The sequence below is a fragment of the Gemmatimonadaceae bacterium genome (genome assembly GCA_036003045.1).
GTDB lineage: Bacteria > Gemmatimonadota > Gemmatimonadetes > Gemmatimonadales > Gemmatimonadaceae > JAQBQB01.
This window is the reverse complement of sequence record DASYSS010000070.1, coordinates 1-17,569: the sequence shown is the minus strand read 5'-3', so window position 1 is coordinate 17,569 and position 17,569 is coordinate 1. Positions and strand designations below refer to the sequence as shown.

11 protein-coding genes are annotated in these 17,569 nt (G+C 65.8%); 6 read left to right on the top strand and 5 right to left on the bottom strand.

Annotated features, from left to right (window positions below; genetic code table 11):
• Positions 1-67: 67 nt before the first annotated feature.
• Positions 68-1,303: a S53 family peptidase gene (locus VGQ44_16905; GenBank protein ID HEV8448513.1), complete on the bottom strand. Its 1,236-nt coding sequence runs from the start codon at positions 1,301-1,303 to the stop codon at positions 68-70.
• Positions 1,304-1,446: 143 nt separating this feature from the next.
• A complete protein-coding gene (locus VGQ44_16900) occupies positions 1,447-1,839 on the bottom strand; it encodes a DUF1761 domain-containing protein (protein HEV8448512.1) in 393 nt (130 codons plus the stop codon).
• Positions 1,840-2,055: 216 nt separating this feature from the next.
• On the opposite strand from VGQ44_16900, the gene VGQ44_16895 reads away from it, so the two are divergent.
• Positions 2,056-5,343, top strand: a complete 3,288-nt coding sequence (locus tag VGQ44_16895) for a glycosyl hydrolase (protein HEV8448511.1) — start codon at positions 2,056-2,058, stop codon at positions 5,341-5,343.
• Between the two features lie 81 nt (positions 5,344-5,424).
• Positions 5,425-7,920 carry an ABC transporter permease gene (locus tag VGQ44_16890; GenBank protein HEV8448510.1) on the top strand — a complete coding sequence of 832 codons (2,496 nt, stop codon included), beginning with the start codon at positions 5,425-5,427 and terminating at the stop codon, positions 7,918-7,920.
• A 40-nt stretch (positions 7,921-7,960) separates the two neighbouring features.
• On the opposite strand, the gene VGQ44_16885 is transcribed toward VGQ44_16890, so the two are convergent.
• From VGQ44_16885 to VGQ44_16875, 3 genes are all read right to left on the bottom strand, one after another.
• Complete coding sequence (locus tag VGQ44_16885) at positions 7,961-8,485, bottom strand: GNAT family N-acetyltransferase (GenBank protein ID HEV8448509.1); 525 nt, start codon at positions 8,483-8,485, stop codon at positions 7,961-7,963.
• Positions 8,433-9,977, bottom strand: a complete 1,545-nt coding sequence (locus VGQ44_16880; protein HEV8448508.1) for a hypothetical protein — start codon at positions 9,975-9,977, stop codon at positions 8,433-8,435. The genes VGQ44_16885 and VGQ44_16880 overlap by 53 nt, the downstream gene beginning before the upstream one ends.
• Positions 9,978-10,478: 501 nt before the next feature.
• A complete protein-coding gene (locus VGQ44_16875; GenBank protein ID HEV8448507.1) occupies positions 10,479-11,759 on the bottom strand; it encodes an MFS transporter in 1,281 nt (426 codons plus the stop codon).
• A gap of 123 nt (positions 11,760-11,882) precedes the next feature.
• On the opposite strand from VGQ44_16875, the gene VGQ44_16870 reads away from it, so the two are divergent.
• The 4 genes from VGQ44_16870 to VGQ44_16855 all read left to right on the top strand — a co-directional run.
• The gene (locus VGQ44_16870; protein ID HEV8448506.1) at positions 11,883-12,437 is read left to right on the top strand and encodes a DinB family protein; all 555 of its coding nucleotides are present in this window, start codon (positions 11,883-11,885) and stop codon (positions 12,435-12,437) included.
• Positions 12,438-12,523: 86 nt separating this feature from the next.
• Positions 12,524-14,998 (top strand): ABC transporter permease, encoded by a 2,475-nt coding sequence (locus tag VGQ44_16865; GenBank protein ID HEV8448505.1) that lies wholly within the window; start codon positions 12,524-12,526, stop codon positions 14,996-14,998.
• Positions 14,999-15,088: 90 nt separating this feature from the next.
• Complete coding sequence (locus tag VGQ44_16860) at positions 15,089-16,864, top strand: mechanosensitive ion channel domain-containing protein (GenBank protein ID HEV8448504.1); 1,776 nt, start codon at positions 15,089-15,091, stop codon at positions 16,862-16,864.
• Between the two features lie 518 nt (positions 16,865-17,382).
• Positions 17,383-17,569: hypothetical protein (locus tag VGQ44_16855; GenBank protein ID HEV8448503.1), on the top strand; the 187-nt coding region annotated here is incomplete at its 3' end.

The following is a 17,569-nucleotide window of genomic DNA, read 5'->3' as shown; positions in this document are numbered from 1 at the left end:
CGAATTCTCGAGCCGAAAACGAAACGGGCTCGGCGAATCGCCGAGCCCGTTGTTCGAGGCCTCTGATCTAGAATGCGGTTGTGCCGCGCGGCGAGCCGTTGCCCGTGGGCCCGTCGTATCCCGCGCCGGCCGTGCAGAGATAGGATCCCTGGCAGCTCCCGTTCGAACCCGACACGACGTCGAACAGTGAGCCGGCGGCGGCGCCGTATGAGAGCGAGCCGTAGCTGGTCTGGCCCAGATCCTTCGCGAGTGCGTAGACCGCACCGATGATTGGGGCGGCAACACTCGTTCCGCCGAACACCAGCCACCCACCGCGCGGTCTCAGGCCGTACGTGTCGTAGACCGAAACCCCGGTGTTGGGATCCGCGACCGCTGAAACGTCGGCGACCGTTCGCTTCGCGCATGCGTCATGCTGCCATGAGGGCTTGGTGATGTAGGCGCTGCATCCACTGCCCGCGCCGCTCCAGACCGTCTCCGTCCAGACACTTCCGCTATGGGTGAGGTGGGTGCCGCCGACCGCCGTGACCCACTGCGACGCCGCCGGAAACTCGACGCCGAACCCATTGTCGCCTGAGCTCACGGTGACCGCGACGCCCGGATGCTTGAAGTGCGATTCGTCCGATACCTCGCCCGCATACTCGTTGCCACCGTAAGAGTTCGAGATGGCGATCGCTCCCTGCGCCGCCGCCTGGTCGACCGCCGCGGCCAGATTCGCGAACGAGTTCGAGGAGGCCTCAACCAGCAGAATGTGGCAGTTCGGACAGATCGCGCTAACCATGTCGAGATCGAGGGAGATCTCCTCCGCCCAGCTGGCGTTGGCGCGTGGAGGAGTCGACCCGCCGTTCTGGTTGATCTTTCTAAAGCAGCCGTTCTGCGTCGTACATACCGGGAGTCCGAACTTGGCTCGGTACACGCCCAGGTCCGACTCGGCGTTCGGATCGTCATACGCGTCGACGATCGCGACGGTCACCGACGTTCCGCCCGTGGTGAGGTTGTAGGCGGCCTGGAGGTCTGCCGGGTTGAAGCCCGTCGGCCCAGAGGTCACGAGCGGATTGCCTTTGTCGTCGATCGTGATCCACGAGTGACACGACGCTTCGCCCACCGGCGGAGCGGCGCACACCTTCACGTGGCCATAGGCGAACGCATTTCCGTTGCCGCCGTTCGGAATGCCGCCGGCGTCGCGCGATGCGCTGGCCGATGGAGACGCGGTGGGAACGACTGAGTCAGAACAAGCCGCTAAACCAAAGGTCACCGCGCAAGCAGCCATCGCGGCGACACGCATCGAAAATCTGGAATCGGACATCCGATCCTCCGGTCGAGGGAGGGGAGAGGGGTCGACCATTCTATAGAAATCGAACGTCACGTACAAGCGAAATTGTGATTCGCAATTTGCCACTTGCTAAAGTTTGTGGGAAAACGCGAACCGAGCAGGTTTGTGCGCCGGCCTCAATGCCAGGCGGAAAGAATGACCGCCGCGAGCACGAACGAGACGAGGTTGTATCCAGTCTCGATGGCCCATAATGCAACAGGCTTCTTGCCCGCTTTCGCGGTCGAGTAGCTCGTCGCACCGGCAAAACCAAGCCAGCAAATGAGCCCAAACCCGACCGCGCGACCCGCTTCCATCGCGCCCGCGTGGCTCAGAATCATCGCCATCGTCCACGACGTCAGCAGCGCGCAGACGAAGAACTGCACGAACAGCGCGGCGCCAGGCGAGCGCTGCGGATCGCTCACGCCCATCATGCGCAGCCAAGGCTTCGCGAAGAGCAGCGAGAACCACAACCCGCCGAGGATGAAGATCACGACGGCGGACACCAGCACCGCGAGATAGTTGATCGACATGCGAGGCTCGGGAGAGAACGGGTGGACGGGTGGACGGGTGGACGGGTGGGCCGGTGGGCCGGTGGACGCGAACGGCAGACGACGGAGCCGGCAACGCCTGCTGACGGACTCGGCCGAGAGCATGGCGACGTCATGCGCTCCTTGGCAAGTTTCTCGGGCGGGTATCTTCGATCGCTCTCCTGTCCCCTCCCCCATTTCTCGTTGGAGACATTTGGCATGATTCGACGGCTTGTTCGAGCCGGCGTGTCGGCGATGCTGGCGTTCGGCGGTGTCGCCGCCGCGGTTGGATTGACCCGTGGCGCAGAGCGTCCGGGCTACCTGCTTCGCACCGCAGCAACCGACTCGGTGATCCTGAAAAGTCTGCGATGGCGGAGCCTTGGACCGGAGCACAGCGGCCGGTCGATCGCGATCTCCGGCGTCAAGGGCCAGCCCAAAGTGGGCTACTTCGGCGCGACCGGCGGAGGCCTGTGGAAGACCACCGACGGCGGCGAGCGGTGGACCAACGTCACCGACGGGCAGATCAAGAGCTCGTCCGTCGGCGCCGTGGCCGTCTCTGAGACGGATCCGAACGTCGTCTTCATTGGGATGGGCGAGTCGTGCCTCCGCGGCGACGTTCAGCCGGGCGACGGCGTCTACAAATCGACCGACGCCGGGAAGACGTGGACGCACGTCGGCTTCTCGAACTCGGACGCAATCTCGCGGATCCGCATCCATCCGACGAATCCGAACATCGTCTTCGTCGCCGACTTCGGGAAATACGGCGTGCCGAGCGAGGAGCGCGGCGTCTTCAAGAGCACAGACGGCGGCCAAACGTGGAAGAAGGTGTTGTTCACGGGCCCGAACGTCGGCGCGGCCGACGTGGAGATCGACCGCACAAATCCGAACATCATGTACGCCTCACTCTGGGAGGCGTATCGAAAAGAGTGGATGATGTCGAGCGGCGGCCCGGGAAGCGCTCTGTACAAATCCACCGACGGCGGCGAGACCTGGACCGACATCACGCACGTCAGCGGTTTGCCGGCCGGCATCGACGGGAAAATCGGCATCTCCATTTCGCCGGTCGATCCGAACCGCGTCTTCGCGCTCGTCGAAAACGAGAACGGCGGCTTGTTCCGCACCGACGACGGCGGCACGACCTGGTCGCTCGTCAACAACGAGCGCCGCTTCCGGCAGCGCGCGTTCTACTACACGCACGTCTTCGCCGACACCAAGAACAAGGATCTCGTCTACGTCGAGAACGTCGGCACGTTCCGCTCGCGCGACGGCGGCAAGACGTTCGCGCAGCAGCAATTCGCCGGCGGCGACTCGCACGATCTGTGGATCGATCCCGACGACGACAATCACGTGCTGCACGCGGCCGATCCGGGCGGCGACATCACCTTCAACGCGCAGGCCGACAACCCGACGTGGACGGCGAAGACCGTTGCGACCGGACAGTTCTATCACGTCGTCGCGACGTCGCACGTCCCGTACTTCGTGTGCGGTTCGCAGCAAGACGCGAGCGAAACCTGCGTCCCGACGGCGCCGACGTTCGGCGGTCGAGGAGGAGGAGGAGGCCGTGGCGGCGGGGCGGCGGACTTTAGTCCCGGCGGTTCCGAGGACGGCTACATCGCGCCCGATCCGCGCGATCCCGACGTTTTTTATTCGGGCACGAACGCGAACGGCGGCGGCTTTCTGACCAAGCTCAATCGACGAACGGGCGAGGTCCGCGAGGTGAGCCCGTATCCGCGCATGTTCTCCGGCGAAGAATCCGCCGTGATCAAGGAGCGCTGGCAGTGGACGTACCCGATCATCTTCTCGCCGGTCGACAAGAAATCGCTCTACACCGGCTCGCAGCATCTGTGGAAGACCACCAACGGTGGCGACAGCTGGGAGCGCATCAGCCCGGACCTCACGCGTCACGACCCGAAGACGATGGGTCCGTCGGGTGGTCCGATCACGCGCGACATGAACGGCCCCGAGGTCTACGCGGTGATCTTCTCGATCGCGCCCTCCAAGCGCACGACGAATGTCATCTGGACCGGGTCCGACGACGGCGTCGTCAGCGTCACGAAAGATGGCGGCAAGTCGTGGAGCAACGTCACGCCGAAGGACATGCCCGATTTCGGCCGAGTGAGCCTGATCGACGCGTCGGCTTTTGATTCGGCCACCGCGTACGTGGCGGTGAAACGATTCCTCCTCGACGACAAGGCGCCGTACATCTACCGCACCCACGACATGGGCAAGACGTGGACGAAGATCGTCACCGGCATCCGGGGCGACGACTTCGTGCACGCGGTGCGCGAGGATCCGGCGCGAAAAGGCCTTCTCTACGCGGCGACGCAGCACGGTGTTTACGTCTCGTTCGACGACGGCGACCACTGGGAGTCGCTCAACCTGAATCTTGCCGACGTCCCGATGTGGGACCTCATCGTGACCGAGCGCGACATCGCGGTCTCGTCGCACGGTCGCGGGTTCTGGATCCTCGACAACATCGAGCCGCTGCGGCAATACAGCGCGACGACGATGGCCGGCGCCGACCCGGTGCTGTTCAAGCCGGCGGCCGCGTATCGATCCGGCACGCAGGCGACGATTCAGTACGTGCTCAAGCAGCCCGCGCAAAACGTTCGCATCGAGATCCTCGACGCGAAGGGTCAGGTCATCCGCAGTTATCCGGATACCGCGAACGCCGGTGGTCGGGGTGGCCGTGGTGGTGGACGCGCGACGCTCAACGCGGCCAACGCAGGCGTTCCGGGTGGCGGTGCTGATTCGGCCGCGGGCGGTGAAGCGGCCGGCGGCGGTCGCGGAGGCCGAGGCGGTGGACGCGGCGGCTTCGGTGGCGGGGCCGCGAACCCCGGACGCGTCGCGGGGCTCAATACGTTCAACTGGGACCTTCAGTACGCCGGGTCGACGACATTCCCGGGAATGATTCTGTGGGGCGGATCGACCAATGGCCCGTCGGCGCCGCCGGGGAAATACACGGTTCGGCTCATCGCCGACGGCAAGACCCTCACGCAGCCGCTCATCGTCAAGCGCAATCCGAATCACGACGCGACCGACGCCGATCTCCAAGCACAGTTCGCGCTGGCGATCCAATTGCGCGACAAGGTCAGCGAAGCGAACGCCTCCGTCGTGCAGTCGCGCGCCATCAAGACGCAGGTGGACGACCGGCTCAAGAAGTCGCAGGACGACAAGCTCAAGGCGGCCGGCGACAAGCTGTCGACGGACCTGAACGCCGTCGAAGAGGAGATCTATCAGGTGCGGAATCAGAGTGGTCAGGATCCGCTCAACTTCCCGATCAAAGTCAACAACCGGCTCGCCGCGCTGCTCGGCGTCGTGTCGCGTGGAGACGCCAAGCCGATCGCCAGCGCCTATCCGATCTTCAACGACCTCAAGGGTGAGCTGAAGACGCAAACCGACCGGCTCACGATCATCCTCAAGACAGATCTGCCGGCGTTCAACGCGGAAGCCAAGCGGCTGGGGCTCGACCCGATCGTGATCAACAAGCAGTCGGTGGTTTTCTAGCCGAGGTCTCAACCGTTTCGGGGCTCTGGGTTGTCGAAGTACTCAGTACCCGCTCCTCAACCCAGAGTCCCGAGCGCGTAAATGCGGAATCTGAAGCTCGCTTTTCGCACGCTGTTCAAGACGCCGTTCGTCGCCGTCGTCGCCATTTTGTCACTGGCGCTGGGCATCGGCGCGAACGCCGGCATCTTCTCGCTGTTCGAGGAGCTACTGCTTCGGCCGCTGCCTGTGTCCGACCCGGCGCGGCTCGCCAACTTCAAGGCCCCCGGCCCCCAGTACGGCAGCAACTCGTGCAACGACGCCGGCGGCTGCGACGAAGTGTTCAGCTACCCGATGCTTCGGGATCTTCAAAAAGCGAACACGTCGTTCAGTGGGATCGCGGGCCACTTCCTGTTCGGCGTGAGCATCGCGATGTCCGGACAGACGCCGATCAGCGGGCGTGGAGTGTACGTCACGGGAAACTATTTCTCCGTGCTCGGGCTTCGTCCGGCGCTCGGCCGACTGTTCACGTCGCGTGACGACGAAACGATCGCGGGCAACTATCTCGCGGTCCTGAGTTACGGGTACTGGGAGACTCAGCTCGGGTCCGACCAGAGCGTGATCGGCAAGCAGATCACGATCAATGGCCAGCAGATGACGATCGTCGGTGTCGCGCCGAAGGGGTTTACCGGCACGACGCTCGGCTCGCGTCCGAATGTCTTCGTACCGATCACCATGCGCGGCGTCCTGACGCAAGGTTGGACGGGATACGAGCGTCGAGACAGCTACTGGGTCTATCTGTTTGGTCGCCTGAAGCCGGGGGCCTCGCTCGACCAGGCAGCGAGTTCGGTCAATACCGTCTACCACTCTATCATCAACGACGTCGAGGCTCCGCAGCGGAAGGGGATGAGCGACCGAACGAAGCAGGAGTTCCGCGCCAAGAAGATCCTGCTCTCCGACGGGCGCCGCGGTCAGAGCAGCATCATCAAGTCGTCGCGCACGCCCATTACGCTGCTCTTCGGGATCACCGGCATCGTCCTGCTGATCGCTTGCGCCAACATCGCCAACCTGTTGCTGGCGCGCGCGGCGAATCGAAGCATGGAGATGGCGGTGCGGTTGTCGTTGGGTGCGACCCGCCGCCAACTGATCGGCCAGCTGCTGACCGAATCGTTCCTCCTCGCCGCCTTGGGTGGCTTGGCGGGGATCGCGATCGCGCACTGGACGCTCGCCGGCATCACGTCGATGCTGCCGCCGAACATTGCCAGGACGCTCGACTTTTCGCTCAACTGGCAAGTGCTCGCGTTCACGATGCTCGTCTCGGCCGCGACGGGCCTGTTGTTCGGAATCGTGCCGGCGCTGCACAGCACGCGGCCGGATCTCGTGACTGAACTGCGCAACAATTCCGGCAAACTCTCGGGCAGCCGCGGCGCCGCGCGTTTTCGCTCGGGGCTGGTCACCGCGCAGATCGCGCTGTCGATGGCGTTGCTGGCTTCGGCCGGCATGTTCGTGAAGAGCCTTCGCAACATCAGCCGCGTCGAGCTCGGGGTAAACATCGACAACATGGTGACGTTCACGGTGTCGCCGGCGCGGAGCGGGTACGACTCGACGAGGGCGCTGGCGCTCTACCCGCGAATCGAAGAAGCGCTGTCGTCTATCCCGGGCGTGATCGGGGTGACGGCGGCGGCGATCCAACTGCTCGCCGGAAACAACTGGGGCGAGGGCGTGGCGGTCGAGGGATTCAAGAAAGGGCCGGACACCGACAACGGCTCACGATACAACATTGCCAGCGCGAACTACTTCCACGTCATCGGCGTCCCGTTGCTCGCGGGCCGCGATTTCACCGAGTTCGACGAGGCGGGTTCGATGAAGGTGGCGATCGTCAACGAGACCTTCGCGAAGAAGTTCGGAATCGGCCGGAACGCGGTCGGCAAGAAGATGTCGATGGACAACGACTCGCTCGACATCACGATCATCGGATTGGTGAGAGACGCCAAGTACTCCGAGGTGAAAGACACGATTCCGCCGGTTTTCGTGCGTCCGTACAAACAAGTCGGGCGCGTGAACAGCCTGAGCTTCTATGTTCGGTCATCGCTCCCGCCCGTGCAGATCCTGCGCGCGATCCCGGCGGCAATGAAGCAGGTCGACCCGAACATTCCCATCGAGGAGCTCAAGCTCGTGCCTCAGCAGGTCGAGGAGAACGTGTTCCTGGATCGCATGATCACGACCTTGTCGGCGTCGTTCGCGGTTCTTGCGACGCTGCTCGCCGCCGTGGGCCTGTACGGCGTGCTCGCCTATTCCGTCGCTCAGCGCACTCGCGAAATCGGCGTGCGCATGGCGCTCGGCGCCAACGGCGTCCGCGTCCGCACGATGGTGCTCATGCAAGTGGGACGCATGGCGCTCATCGGCGGAGTGATCGGAATTCTGGGCGCGGTCGGAATCGGCAAATCGGCGCAGTCGCTACTCTACCAACTGCAGGGTCACGACCCGATGGTCATCGTCGTCGCGGCCGTGGCTCTGAGCGTCGTCGCGCTGGGCGCCGGGCTCATTCCAGCGCTGCGGGCGAGCCGGATCGATCCGATGCAAGCGCTGCGATACGAATAGCGGTTCCCGGTCACCGATGTTCCCGGTGACCGGAGACGGATCACTTCAGCATCAGCCTGTATCCGATCACCCGCTCGGTTCCCGGCGGCTGAAAATCGTTCTCCGGTGCGCGCTCAAAGCCCATTCCTTCATACATCCGAATCGCCGCCTGCATGCTGCGAGAGGTGTGCAGCCCGATTTCGGTCGCTCCCGACGCGCGCGCACGGCGAAGACATTCGTCCATCAGCGCGCGCGCGATACCGTGCCCTCTCGCCGATGGGTCGACGGCGACGAGCCTTACCTCGGGGGCGGTGACGCGAACGCCGAACCCCGTGTATGCGTCCTCAGTCGGCGCCATGAGCAGCGCGCTCCCGACGATCGTGTCGCCCTCGAGTGCCACGATCCGATCCATCTCCTGATCGCTCGCCAGCCCCGCGTCGATCGCGCCACTCAACGCCTCCCACGACGTGGGGTCCATGGCCGTCGCGTACTCGGCGTACGCGCGGCGCGTGAGCTCGTGGACCGCTTGGAGCTCATCGCGTCGTGCCTCGCGAATCGTGAGGGGGACGCGCGGGTGGAATGCCAACGCTGTCTCGTCGAATGCTGTCGGGACGAAGAATGCTGTCGGGAGGCGGACGGGTCGAATCGGGCGGGCGCCGGGGAAGTGTATCTCGCCGGACGCTGTCGCGCTTGATGCTGTCGCGCTTCGCCGCCGCGCGGCGAATGCTGTCCTGGAGCAACGCCTGGCTGCGCAGGCTGTCGATCCGCGCGCTGTCGCTTCGCGACAATTCGCGGCGAATGCTGTCGCGGCGCACGCTGTCCCGCCGAGCCTCGGCGCGGAACGCGTTGCGGACGCTGTCGCGGCGATAGGCGTCTTCGTCGAGACTGTCGCGGCGCGCGTTGTCGCGATCCAGACTGTCGCGGTCGAGGCTGTCGCGCATTCGCCGCATGCGGCCCGCGCGGTCCCGCACGATGCTATCGCGCATCACGCTATCGCGCATCAGACTGTCGCGGAGCGAATTCTCGCGAAGGATGCTGTCCTGGATACGGACGGCGGAATCCGCCACGTTGCCCGCGGCCGAGTGCGTGAGGATGCTGTCGTTGCGCATCGGGGGCGCGCCCGAATCGACGCCGCCCGGCGCTGGTACCGTCGGCATCTGCTGCGCGACGATCGGCGCCGCCGCGCGATGCTGCCGGCCGGCGAGACCCACGCCGAGCGCGATCAAGAGCACGAGCGCGGCGATGGTGCCGAGCGCGAATATCGACTCTCGCGCACCCGGCGATCTGGCGGTGAGCAGTCGCTCCGGCGCCTCCCCTCCCGACGGTTCGCTCGATCGATCGCCGGTGAAGTGCGACGCGAATTCCTCGTCGAGCGCGGCGAATTCGACTTCGGCCTGTTTGAGCACGTCGCCCACAGCCACGATGCCGATGAACGCCGCCGCATCCGGGGCCCGATCGCTCGGGCGTGCTCGAAGAATCCGCTCGGTCGCGTCGGCGACGCGTGCCGCGAGATTCGGGCACAACTCGCCCAGCGGCGGACGCGCGTCGTCGTCGACGAAGCGCCGTCCAGTGAAAAGGGACCACGCGATCGCTCCGAGCGTGCGCGCGTCGGCGACTTCTCCCGGGAGCCCCGCGAGGGGAATAGGTGTGGGAGTCAGTGTCACGAGCAGCCGATTCGTGTCCTGCTCGATGATGATCGAATCGGGAGACACCCCCCGATGGACGACGCCGCCAGCGCGCGCCCAATCGAGGACAGCCTTCACGTCATTCAGGATCGTCGCGACTTCAGCAGTGCCCGGGCGGTCGCCACGGTCGAGACGTTCTTGCAGCGTGTCGCCCTTGATGCGCTCCGAGATGCACGCGTAGCGGTTCGCGTCGAGCCACAATCCTTCGATGATCGGCGGCACCTTCGGGTGGCTCATCGTCGATCGCAGCTGCACGTCGGACGCGAGATGAGCGAGGTCGTTCCCCACCGCGCCGCTCACCTGGATGACGTCGATCACGACTTCTTGATGATCGTCGTCCCGCACGGCGACGAACCGGCGTACGCCGTCCGGACCGCGCACCTCGCCGATCACGCGAAAATTTTCAGCGAGCGATCCGATCAGCTCCGCGTCGCCGCCCGATTCTCGCCGTCCGCGAGGCTTGATCTTCGGTTCGGAGGGAGGCGCGCCGCCTGAATCCGCGGGTGGTTCACCGGCGGGCTCGGCGCGAGACTCGCCAGCGGACTCGGCGCGAGTTTCGTCGCCGGACTCGGCGCGAGGCTCTGTACGAGACTCTTCTCGAGAATCGGGTTGCGATTCATCCGGCGATTCGCGCGAATTCGATTGCGGATCGCGGGGCGGATCGGAGCTTGGACTCACTGTGGCGGCCTCGTCGGTTACGCTGAACCAGGGCGGCCGTGCCTCTCTAGAAATCGCAGGCGGCCCCGAGCTGAACTTTGCTCATTTCGTGCCGCGAGGCCTCCGCAAAAGAGGTTCTTTTCTGTTTATGTCGTTCCGGTCAACGCGTCTTGCCGAGCGGTTTCGCCCGCGGCTGCCCGACGGCGTACGAACTCGTTGGCGACAAGGCTGGTTGGCCTACGAAGAAACGAGATCGAGACCGGACTCCTCCGCCGGTTGCGGATGGGTCAACGCCGTCACAGCGGCGGCGAAGAGACCGCAGACGAGCACGCCGGCCCACGTCGCGGCGCCGCCGAACCGATCGAGCGCGGCCGTTCCCGCCCACGGACCAATGATCACGGCCAAGCTGAAGGTGCTCGAGTACGCTCCCATGTATTCGCCCATGCGGCCGCGCGGAGCGAGGTCGGCGAGATACGCCGTGCCCACGGGGAACGTGATCATCTCGCCGAACGTCCAGATCACGACGGTGACGATGAGCGGCGCGATGCTCTTCGCGACTCCCATCGCGCCGAAGCCGATTCCGGTCAGCAGCATGCCGAGGATGAGCGCGCGCCGATGCGGCCAGTGAGCCATGGCGAGATTGAGCGGCACTTCGATCGCGACGATCATCAGCGTGTTGACGGCGAAGAGCGAGCCGAAAAACGACTCGCGATAGTGTAGGTCGCGCACCAGATACACCGACATCGCGCCCTGGTGTTGCGTGAACACGAGCCCGACGAGAACCATCGCGAGGAGGAACGTCAGCGCGCTGCGGTCGCGCCAAACGCCCGGGTGGGCCGGCGGCCCGGTAGGTCGCGGGGCGGACACCGCATCGGAGCTCTCATCGCCGGCGGCATGCAGCGTGGGCGCTACGAGGCGAATGTCCTCGGGTCGCAACAACAGCGAGAGGACGACAGCGGCGGCGAGCGACGTCAGGCCGTCGACGACGAACAGCAGCGGGAACGATACGAGCGCGAGAAATCCGCCGACGGCGGGACCGATGCTCATGCCGAGATTCACGCCTAGCCGATTGAGCGCGATCGCCGCCTTGCGTTGTTCGGGAGCGGCCGCGCTGCCGAGCGCCGCCATCGTCGCCGGGCGGTTCGCGTCCGCGATGAGCGCCCAGACGAACACGAGCAGCACGACCACCGTGAACGAATGCGCGAGCGGAATCACCATGAGCATCACGCCGGTCAGCGCGAGCGACGCGCGCATCACGGTGAACGGTCCGAGCCGGTCGCAGAGGCGGCCCGCGATGGGGCCGGTGACGATTCCGCCGAGTCCGTACGCGCTCACGGCGAGTCCGGCGAGCGAGGCCGACGTGCCGAGGTGTCCGGTCAGATACAGCACGAGAAACGGCAGCGCCATCATCCCCGCGCGGTTGACGAGCGAGGTCGCGGCGACGATCCACACCGTGCGAGGCAGGCCGCGCAGGCCTGCCCACGGGTTCTTGACGGGGACCTTGAGCGTGATGGCCAAGTGGGAATGTACCCAGCCTGGACTTGGCCGAGCAATTCCAGATCGCGCGACTCGTCGACATTTTACGTCGAGCGGACGAACTCGCCGCGCATTCCCAATCTCCTCAACCCGAACAAACGATCGATGACCGCCTACGGTGCGACAGAGCTGGCGAACGCTTATCGAACGGTCCGCCGCAACACGCTTCAAATCGCGAACGACATTCCGGAGAGCAGCTACGACTTCGTGCCGGCGCCCGGCGCGCGATCGGTGAGTGAGCTGCTTCGCCACATCGCCTTCGCGTCCAACTTCTACGAAGACATTCACCGCAAGCGTCACATCACCACGCTTCAAGGCTACGACTTCGGCGCGGTCAGCCGAGAGACCGCCGCGAAGGAGCGGGCCCCGCTCGACAAGGCGGCGACGATCGCGCTGCTGGAGTCAGAAGGAGAGCGCGTCGCCGGATGGCTCGAATCGATGTCGCCCGAATTCCTCCACGAGACGTTCACCGATCCGATGGGCCAGAATCCCAAGACGCGCCTCGAGAATCTGATGTCGATCAAGGAGCATGAGATGCATCATCGCGGTCAGCTCATGCTCATCGAGCGGATGATCGGCGTCGTGCCGCACCTCACGAGACAGCGCGAAGAGCGCCAACGCGCCCGCGAGCGAGCAACGGCCGCGAGCGGCGCCGCCTGACCGAACGGCCGGAACGCCGGCGCGCCGTCGGAAACCTCGGCGCGCCGGCCCCGTAGGGGAGACGTCACCCCTCCGCGAGCCGTGCCATGAAACCGTGGTCGCCGATCTCGTACGCCGTTCGCTCGCTCCGTCGCGCCCCGGGGTTCAGCCTCGCGGTCGTCGCCACGCTGACGATCGGCATCGGATCGGCGGCCGCGATCTTCGCCGTCGTCGATGCGGTGCTGCTGCGACCGCTGCCGTACGGCCATCCTGAGCAGCTGATCGGCGCATGGCACGACCTGCCGCCGATCGGATTGATGAAGGCCCAGCAGACGACGGGCACCTACTACACGTACAAGCGACTCGCGCGCACGATCTCCGGGATCGCGACCTACAACAGCGGGTCGGCAAACGTGTCCGACCCCGACGGTCGCGTGGAACCCGATCGTCTCCCCGTCGCGTGGGTCACGGCGAATCTGTTTCCACTCCTCGAAGTGAACCCGCTGGTGGGGCGCACCTTCACCGAAGCAGAGGACGTGAAGGACGGCCCGCAGGTGGCCGTCATCAGCGAGGGACTCTGGCGCACGCGCTTCGGCGGCGACCCGAACATCGTCGGCAAGAAGCTCTCGATCTTCGAGAAGTCGACGGAAATCGTCGGTGTGATGCCGGGGAGCTTCACGTTCCCGAACGCGACGACGAAGATCTGGGTGCCGCAGCGGCACGATCCCAAGGATCCGTATCCCGGCGGCTTCAATCACTCGGCGATCGCGCGGCTCAAGCCCGGCGTCACCGTGGCCGACGCCGAGCGAGACTTCGCGTCCGTGCTCCCGCGCATGGTCGACATGTTTCCGACGGTCGCGCCGGGAGTCACGACGCAGTTGCTCATGGATCAGGCCAAGCCGCGTCCGCGACTCTATCCCTTGCGCGACGACATCGTCGGCGAGGCTTCGAAAACGCTCTGGATGGTCGCCGCGGCCGCGTTGCTCGTTCTGCTCGTGACGTGCGCGAACGTCGCGAATCTTCTTCTCGTTCGCGCGGACGGGCGGCATCGCGAGCTCTCGGTGCGCGCCGCGCTCGGCGCCGGACGCACTCGCGTCGTCGCGCATTTCCTGACTGAGGCGGCGGTTCTCGCGGGGATATCGGCCGGTTTCGGACTCGTCGCCGCCACCTTCGCGCTGCGGGCGCTCGTCGCGGCGGGCCCGGCGCAACTGCCGAGGCTTTCGGAGGTGGGAATGGACTGGCGAGTCGCCGTGTTCACGCTCGTCGTCACTGCGATCGTCGCCGTGGCGTGCAGCGCGATTCCGGCGATTCGTTTCTTGCGCGGCGACGCGCTGTCCGGTCTTCGCGACGGCGGCCGCGGCGGCACGGCCGGAGCTTCGCGCCAGCGGGCGCGCGGCGTCCTCGTGGCGGCGCAGATGGCATTCGCCCTCGTCGCGCTCGTCGCGTCCGGCTTGCTGTTGCGAAGCTTTCAACGACTGCACTCTGTGCAACCCGGCTTCAGACCGGACGGCGTCGCGACGGTGTGGGTCTCGCTGCCGCAGACGCGATACAAGACGGACACGTCGGTCGTGCGATTCTACGCCAACCTCGCGGAGCGCGCGAAGCATTTGCCCGGCGTGACGGCCTTCGGCCTCTCCTCGCGGCTTCCGTTGCAGAACGGAAGCATGGACCAGGACCCGTTGCTGGTCGAAGGACAGTGGGATCCATCCAAGAAGCTCGGCTCGCTCCATTTGTACGGCGTGGCCGACGCGGGCTACTTCACCGCCATGGGAATGCAGCTCGTTTCCGGCCGGATGTTCGATCGCATGGAGAACCAGCGCGGCGACGAGGCGATCATCAGCAGCGAGACCGCGAGGATCGCCTTCGGCGACTCGACCGGCAGGTCAGCCATTGGCAAGCGATTTCAGGTTCTGCCAAAAGGCTTCTACCACACGGTCATCGGCGTCGTGCGTTCGGCGCGCGATACGTCGCTCTTCGGCGCGCCCACTCCCTCCGTTTACATGCCGGAATCGGTGTCCCCGGACACGCTGTACGGTCCGGGCTGGCGGATGGCGCTCGTCGCGCGTACGACGGGTGACGTCGCAGCGACGACGCGATCGCTGCGCCAGCTCGTTCGCGAGCTCGACCCCGCTCTGCCGACCTTCGACGCCAAGTCGATGGAGACGACGGTGAGCGAATCGCTCGCCCGACTCTCGTTTACGATGATCATGCTCGGTGTGGCCGCCGGCGTGACCCTCGCGCTTGGCGTCGTCGGCCTCTACGGCGTCATCGCGTACATCGTGACGTTGCGAACGCGCGAGCTCGGCGTGCGCATCGCGCTCGGCGCGCAGCCGGCCTCCGTCGCGGTGATGGTGGCGCGCCAGGGCCTCGCCCTCAGCGCGTTCGGGATCGTCGCGGGTGTGGTGCTGCTCACGATCGTCGGCCGATTCGTGCGGTCGTTCTTGTTCGAGGTCGCGCCGATGGACCCGACGACGATCGCCGCCGCGACGGTACTCCTCGCGCTGTTCGCCTTGTTGGCGAGCTGGATTCCGGCGCGTCGAGCGTCGATGGTTGACCCGACCGAGGCTCTCCGCTCGGACTGACGCCGCGGAGAGGAGATCGGGGTTGGGCTCCCCCTCATCTGCGCCAACCCCGATATTCCAAAAGCCAAGCTCTCTGGCCTCCTCCCTCGCATGCGTTTCAGACAGAACACTTTCCTCCTCCTCATCGCCGCGGCGCTCGTCGCCGTGGGGATCGGGATTTTCCGCACCAATCAAAAGACGGTCGTTCAGGCGCGCGCCACGCGTCGGTCGCTGAACGTCGATCAGAGCTCGCTCGTGACCGCCGAGCAGCTCGTGAGACAGCCGACGACCCCCGAGGAACGGTCGTTCGCCTCCGACGCGCTGCGGCTGGCGGACCAGGAGATGGATCTCGCCTTTGCTCAAGCCGTGCGCCGCGCCTCGACGCAGGCGCCGACCAAGTCCCCGGAGGTCTCGCAGCTCACCCAGCAACTCGATCAAGCCCTTCGCGCCGCCGCCGCCGATCAGGCGCAGGTCACCGAGCTCACGGCCGCGGTCGCGAAAGCGGGGCCCTCGACCGTGCAGGCGCTCACCGACCGGCTCGAGCTGGCGAAGGCACAGTTGGCGCTCGACCAAGACGAAGTCGACGACGCCCGCCAAGACTTGCAGCGCGCCGGCGGCGACCCACAGGGACGAATTCAGTCGATCGTCGCCGAGCACGAAGCGGCTTCACGCGCGTCGGATAGCACGCGAATCGTCATCACCCGCGCGGCGCCGCCGCGCGGCATGCTCGGCGCCGCGGACGCGGTGTTCACGCTCCGCGACAAGGTTCGGCAGCTCGACGTCGCGAAGGGCTCGGCCGATTCTCTCGCCACGATCTTCCAACAACGCCACGACAGCATCGAGGCGCGCGTCGCGCGAATGGTCGACAGCGCAAACGCGCATTTGACGCACGACTCGTCGGCGGCGCTCCTCGAGCTCACGCGCAACCGGGCCGCGAGCGAAAAGCGCCGCGCGACGCTCGACCAGCGCGTCGATAATCAGCACCGGCTGTCCGAGACCTACTCCGGTTGGAGCGCGGTCGTCGCGTCACAAGCGCGCGCCATGCTCAACCAGGTGTTGCGCGGCGCCGCCACGATTCTCTCCATCGTTCTGGTGGGAATGCTGCTCGCGCGCTGGTTCGAACGACTGGTGCGCGGACGCACGGCGGATCACCGGCGCGCGCAAACGATCTACATGATCGCCCGCGCGACGCTCCAAGTGCTCGGCGTTCTCTTGATCCTGCTGGTCGTGTTCGGTCCGCCGAACGACGTTGGAACGGTCCTCGGGCTTGCCGCCGCCGGACTCTCCGTCGCACTCAAGGACTTTATCGTGGGCTTCCTCGGCTGGTTCGTGCTGATGGGGAAGAACGGCATCCGCGTGGGCGACCAGGTCGAGATCAACGGCGTGACCGGAGAAGTAGTCGAGATTGGCATGTTCTACACGGTGCTGCTCGAGACCGGCGCGTGGTCCGAGTCACACCCGACGGGCCGCCGCGTGACGTTCACGAACAGCTTCGCGATCGAAGGACACTACTTCAACTTCTCGACGTCCGGCCGTTGGATGTGGGACGAAGTTCGAATCCAGGTCCCGTCCGCGCGCGACCCGCACGCCATCGCCGCGGCCCTCGAGGCGCAGATCGAGGCCGCGACGACCGAGAGCGCGCAACGAGCCCAGGAGGAGTGGCGCGAGGCGCGGCGGTCGCCGCACGCCGCAACGATCGAGGCCGCGCCGTCGATCAGCATTCGTCCGGCGTCGAGCGGCTTCGAGATCGTGGCGCGCTACATCACGCAGGCTTCGGAGCGCGACACGCTTCGCGCGCGTCTTTACCAGACCGCGATCGAATTGCTCGCGGCGAAGGACGGGCCCAGGTACAGCGCCGGCGTCGCGCAGGCGGCGCCAACCCGATAGCCGGCTTCCGATCAAGGAGCCCGTCGTCAAGGACGCTGGGCGTCCGTTCAAGGCCGACGTCATATGACGAGCGCTTCGCCGGCACTCATCTCCAGCATGACAGCGATCGAGCCTCGGCCATTGGCGGTGGAACGCTGCGCGTTGGAAGGCGACCTGGAGAGTCTGCACGCCGAGAGCTGGGGATGGGCCCTTACGTGTTGCGCGCGCGACCGCGACTTGGCGGAGGAGGTTCTTCAGGTGGCCTACCTCCGAATCGTGTCGGGACGGGCGCGCTTCAGCGGAAAATCGAGCTTCAAGACCTGGGTGTTCGGCGTGATACGAATGACGGCACGATCCGAAAGACGGCGGGCGTGGTTGTGGAGCACTCGCCACCAACGGACAGAGGCGGCGCGCGACGTGGCGGATTCGGCGATTCCGGCCGACAGGCATGTCGAGGACGATGAGCGGACTGTGACGCTCGCGCGTGCGCTCGCTCGCCTTTCACGGCGACAACGTGAAGTCCTGCAGCTCACGCCCGAGTGTGGATCGCCGCGGCGGCGGCCGTCGTCGTCGGTCTCGTCGTGTCTCAACGATTCTTCGCGACCGACGACGCGGCGGCCCAGTCGATCATCAGTTGGCAGTCGCCGACCAGCAGTCTCGTTCCCGTGAGCGGGCACATCGTGCTCTCGCCACCTCCGCTTCTCTCATCTGTTCTCGACGGCGCGA

What these genes read in the sequence shown, in the direction of transcription:
- VGQ44_16900 (HEV8448512.1), bottom strand. Translation starts at nt 1,839, where the DNA reads ATGTCGATCAACTATCTCGCGGTGCTGGTGTCCGCCGTCGTGATCTTC.
- VGQ44_16905 (HEV8448513.1), bottom strand. Translation starts at nt 1,303, where the DNA reads ATGTCCGATTCCAGATTTTCGATGCGTGTCGCCGCGATGGCTGCTTGC.
- VGQ44_16860 (HEV8448504.1), top strand. Translation starts at nt 15,089, where the DNA reads ATGCGTTTCAGACAGAACACTTTCCTCCTCCTCATCGCCGCGGCGCTC.
- VGQ44_16895 (HEV8448511.1), top strand. Translation starts at nt 2,056, where the DNA reads ATGATTCGACGGCTTGTTCGAGCCGGCGTGTCGGCGATGCTGGCGTTC.
- VGQ44_16865 (HEV8448505.1), top strand. Translation starts at nt 12,524, where the DNA reads ATGAAACCGTGGTCGCCGATCTCGTACGCCGTTCGCTCGCTCCGTCGC.
- VGQ44_16890 (HEV8448510.1), top strand. Translation starts at nt 5,425, where the DNA reads ATGCGGAATCTGAAGCTCGCTTTTCGCACGCTGTTCAAGACGCCGTTC.
- VGQ44_16870 (HEV8448506.1), top strand. Translation starts at nt 11,883, where the DNA reads ATGACCGCCTACGGTGCGACAGAGCTGGCGAACGCTTATCGAACGGTC.